A 3,430-nucleotide genomic window follows, 5' to 3' on the forward strand; every position below is an offset into this window, starting at 1 on the left:
GGAAGCCCGGTCTGCGGCTCGCCGGGTCATCATCCACGCATACGACGATGGCACCCCGGACAATCGCGGCATCACCCTCGCCGGGTACGGGCCGATCACCCGGCACACCGCCGAGGAACTGCAGCGCGACGCCAGGCGGCGGGTCAACGCACTCTCCGAACTCGCGGATCCGGACACCGCCGCTGCGCGGCGCCACACCCCGTCCGAGGCCCTGGCCCGCTTCTGTCGGGGGCGCGACGGTACGTGCGTTTTCCCCGGCTGCCAGACCTCCGCCGAGAAATCCGACCTCGACCACATCGTCCCCTTCGACCATGACCACCCCGACCAGGGCGGACACACGACGTGCGACGACCTCGGCACCCTCTGCCGCTTCCACCACAGACTCAAGACCGACGGGGTGTGGGCCTACTACCGGGAGACCGACGGTTCATACGTGTGGATACACGGCCCCCACCACCCGGACAGGGACCCCGCAACCCGCATCACGACCTTCCCCACGGGGCCTTTCGCCGGCCACGCCGCACCACGACACCCTGAGGCGAGCCGACTACAGCGGGAGGCAGCCGAAGCGGGTGAGACCGGCTTCGGATCGGCCGAGTCGCGGCGGCGACCCCACCTGCGCCACCGTCGCGATGTCGAGAGACGCAACCTCCGTGCGCAGGCTCGACTCTGGCGACAGGCACCACAGACCGGTCCGGTGTCTCCGCCCACGCCGTCGACTCCCCTGTCGGACGAGGAGCCCCCGTTCTGATGGGCTGCGCGCGACTCTCGACGTCAGAAGCGCGAGCTCGTCGGATACCACCCGTCGGAGGCGTCGTGGGGACCGATGGATCGGACCTCGATGTGCTCGAACGACGCGAAGTCACCGGCGAGCCTGTCCCAGTTCTCGCGGGTGATCGCAGTGGTGATCGCCGAGGCGATCCGCCCGATCCCGCCGTAGATCCCGGAGAGCTGGTTCCCGGTGACGCCCATGGAGGCCCGCGCTCCGGTCGAGAAATGGTGCAGGCGGGTGAGCCACGGGGCGGTGCCCGGATCGCGTTCGGTGAACTCGAACCCCGGACCCAGGTAGGGACTCCGTCCGGCCGGGTGATCGACCGCGGGAGGGTGGCGGTCGGACCACAACGCGATGTCGTCGACGAACTCGGTGAGCTCCGGACGCATCTGCAGGTCCACCTGGTATCCGGTCGCGGACAGCACGACGTCAGCGTGGAACCGCCCCCTGGTGGTGTCGATCGCGATCTCCTGCCCACCGGTGCCGGTGTGGACCATCGAGACTGCGTTCCACCCACAGCCGGTGTGCAAGGCGAAGCCGGAGTGAGTGAAGCACCGCCACACCGCGTGCTGCGTGGGCGGCTGCGGAAGACCTCCGGACATCACGCCGAAGTCCCACTTGCGCTGGTCGTCCAGGTCGTAGAAGCGCTCCTGCATGCCCGGGAACTCCATCCACCGCAGCGGGTTGGAGGCCGGGACCGTCGCCCGTCGCACGAACACATGCGCCCGGACGGCGCCGTGGTCCAGCGCGGTGGCCGCGTTGTCGAACCCGGAGGCGCCGCCGCCCAGCACCGCCACCCGCTGACCCCGCAATGCGGTGAAGTCGATCGGGTCCTCCGTGTGGAACCAGCGTTCGCGGGGCAGAGAGGAGATGAACTCCGGCACGCGCACCCCGCCCCCGCCCGCGAGCCCGAGCGCGCAGACGATGCGCCTGGCGGTCAGCGTGGTCTCCTGTCCCTCCGGGCCGCGCAGTTCCACGGAGAACGGCCCGTCCGGGGTGGCGGGGCGGTGGATCGCGGTCACCCGGGTCCGATGGTGGACGCGGACACCCGTGACCTCCCGGTACCAGCGCAGGTAGTCGTTCCAGTCCAGGCGGGGAATGAGTTCGACGGCGGCCCAGGCGGCCTCTCCGTAGACGGCCTCGAACCAGCGCCGGAAGTGGAGGGACGGGACGTCGAATTCGATACCCCTCATGTGCTTGGGGCTGCGCAGGGTGTGCATGCGGGCGTAGCGGTCCCAACAGCCCACCTCGTGCTCCGGACCGTCGTCCACCACCAGGACGCGGTCGATCCGCTGGCGCTGCAGTGCGAACGCCGTGCCCAGACCGGCCTGCCCGCCGCCGATCACCAGGACGTCGAGTTCGGTGGACCCGGGGACGCGGGGGATCCAGTCGCGGGCATGGCTGGTGGCGGAGATGTCCTCGTGCACACGGGCCCGGAGGGTCGCCAGTCGGACGTCCGCGTCGGGCAGGCGGCGGGAGGTCCGGGCCCCGGTCCCGGGTTCGGTGGTCCCGGGTTCGGTGCTCACGGAGTCGGTGGTGACGGAGGTCATGGCGGTGGATCTCCCGGGCTCAGCGGGCCCGGGTCGATGTCGCGGGCCCACCCGGGTCCTGTGCCCGGGCGGACACCACGGCGATGCCTGACTGATGACTCGACCGCCGGACCGTGGGACCCGGCGGTCGGATCGGCGGGGCCGACCGCACCATCGTGGTGTCGAGGCCGAGTCTGGCAGCACGGCTTTTCGACCGTGTTACGAGTGCATGAGCCCGGTGTGCCGGGCTTGGGCGTGCCGGGCTCGGGCGACCCGTGCGGCGAACAGGACGAGTGCCTCGGAACTCAGCCTTCCGTGAACGCGCAGACGAGCGATACCTCCGTCCGGGAACACGTCGAGTCGGACGAACCGCACCGGTTCCGCCGCGCCCGACTCGTCTCCCGGCCGAGACCCCGACCCGGGTCCCACCAGGAATCGGTGTCGACAGTCCGGTTGCAGCGGCGTACGCGGGACGAGGTCCACCCACCGGTCGGGGTGTTCGAGGTCGTCCGCGCGAGCGATCCCACGAAGCGACGCCATCCCCGGGGCATTGCCGATGTAGTAGGAGGTGTCGATCTCCACGTGGTCGACGGTCCCCTGACCGGCGAGGCCCACTGTGACGTGGTCGTTGCCCCCGTCGCGCCGCCGGGCGTTCTCCCAGCCTTCGCCCATGACGCGGGAGCGGCCTGGGGCGATGATGTTGGACGGCGAGGAGTAGAACAGGTCCGAGCAGTCGACCACCCGTCCCCCGTTCTCGGCGGCCGCCAGGTCGACGGTTCCGCGAAGGAACGCGGGGTCGGGTGTCGGCTCACCGTGGACCCGCAGCCGCGCGACACCGCCGTCCGGGATTATCCGCAGGCGAACGTGGGTCACGGCCACGGGATCGGACACCTCGTAGCGGTTGCGGGTGTCCCCCTGCGCTGCTGCGGCCGGCACCAACGGCCGCCAGTGGGCCCCCGGGAGCTCGTCCGCCCCCGGGTAGCCGTCGATCCACGCACCGTCCACGGCGACCTGCGGGGGGAAGTTGCCGCGGAAGAAGGCGGTGTCCACCACGACCCCGCGCACCACGCCCGGCACCCCCAGGCGGACGATCGCCGCGTCCTCTCCGGGCGAGCGCCGCCGGCGGGTC

3 protein-coding genes are annotated in these 3,430 nt (G+C 71.1%); 1 reads left to right on the forward strand and 2 read right to left on the reverse strand.

The genetic code is table 11. The annotated features are described in order from the left end of the window. On the forward strand, positions 1–751 hold a 751-nt coding region (locus G6018_RS14475), incomplete at its 5' end, for an HNH endonuclease signature motif containing protein (RefSeq protein ID WP_182639994.1). A 23-nt stretch (positions 752–774) separates the two neighbouring features. Here G6018_RS14475 and G6018_RS14480 read toward each other — a convergent pair. Both G6018_RS14480 and G6018_RS14485 read right to left on the reverse strand, forming a co-directional pair. Continuing rightward, positions 775–2,322, reverse strand: a complete 1,548-nt coding sequence (locus G6018_RS14480) for an NAD(P)/FAD-dependent oxidoreductase (RefSeq protein WP_182639995.1) — start codon at positions 2,320–2,322, stop codon at positions 775–777. A 198-nt stretch (positions 2,323–2,520) separates the two neighbouring features. Continuing rightward, the coding region (locus tag G6018_RS14485; RefSeq protein ID WP_182639996.1) for an allantoicase at positions 2,521–3,430 on the reverse strand (910 nt) is incomplete at its 5' end.

It is taken from the genome of Dietzia sp. DQ11-44, assembly GCF_014145205.1.
In the GTDB taxonomy this organism is placed as follows: Bacteria; Actinomycetota; Actinomycetes; order Mycobacteriales; family Mycobacteriaceae; genus Dietzia; species Dietzia natronolimnaea.

Excerpts from the sequence above, each read along its gene's own strand:
- G6018_RS14480 (WP_182639995.1), bottom strand. The coding sequence starts at position 2,322 with ATGACCTCCGTCACCACCGACTCCGTGAGCACCGAACCCGGGACCACC.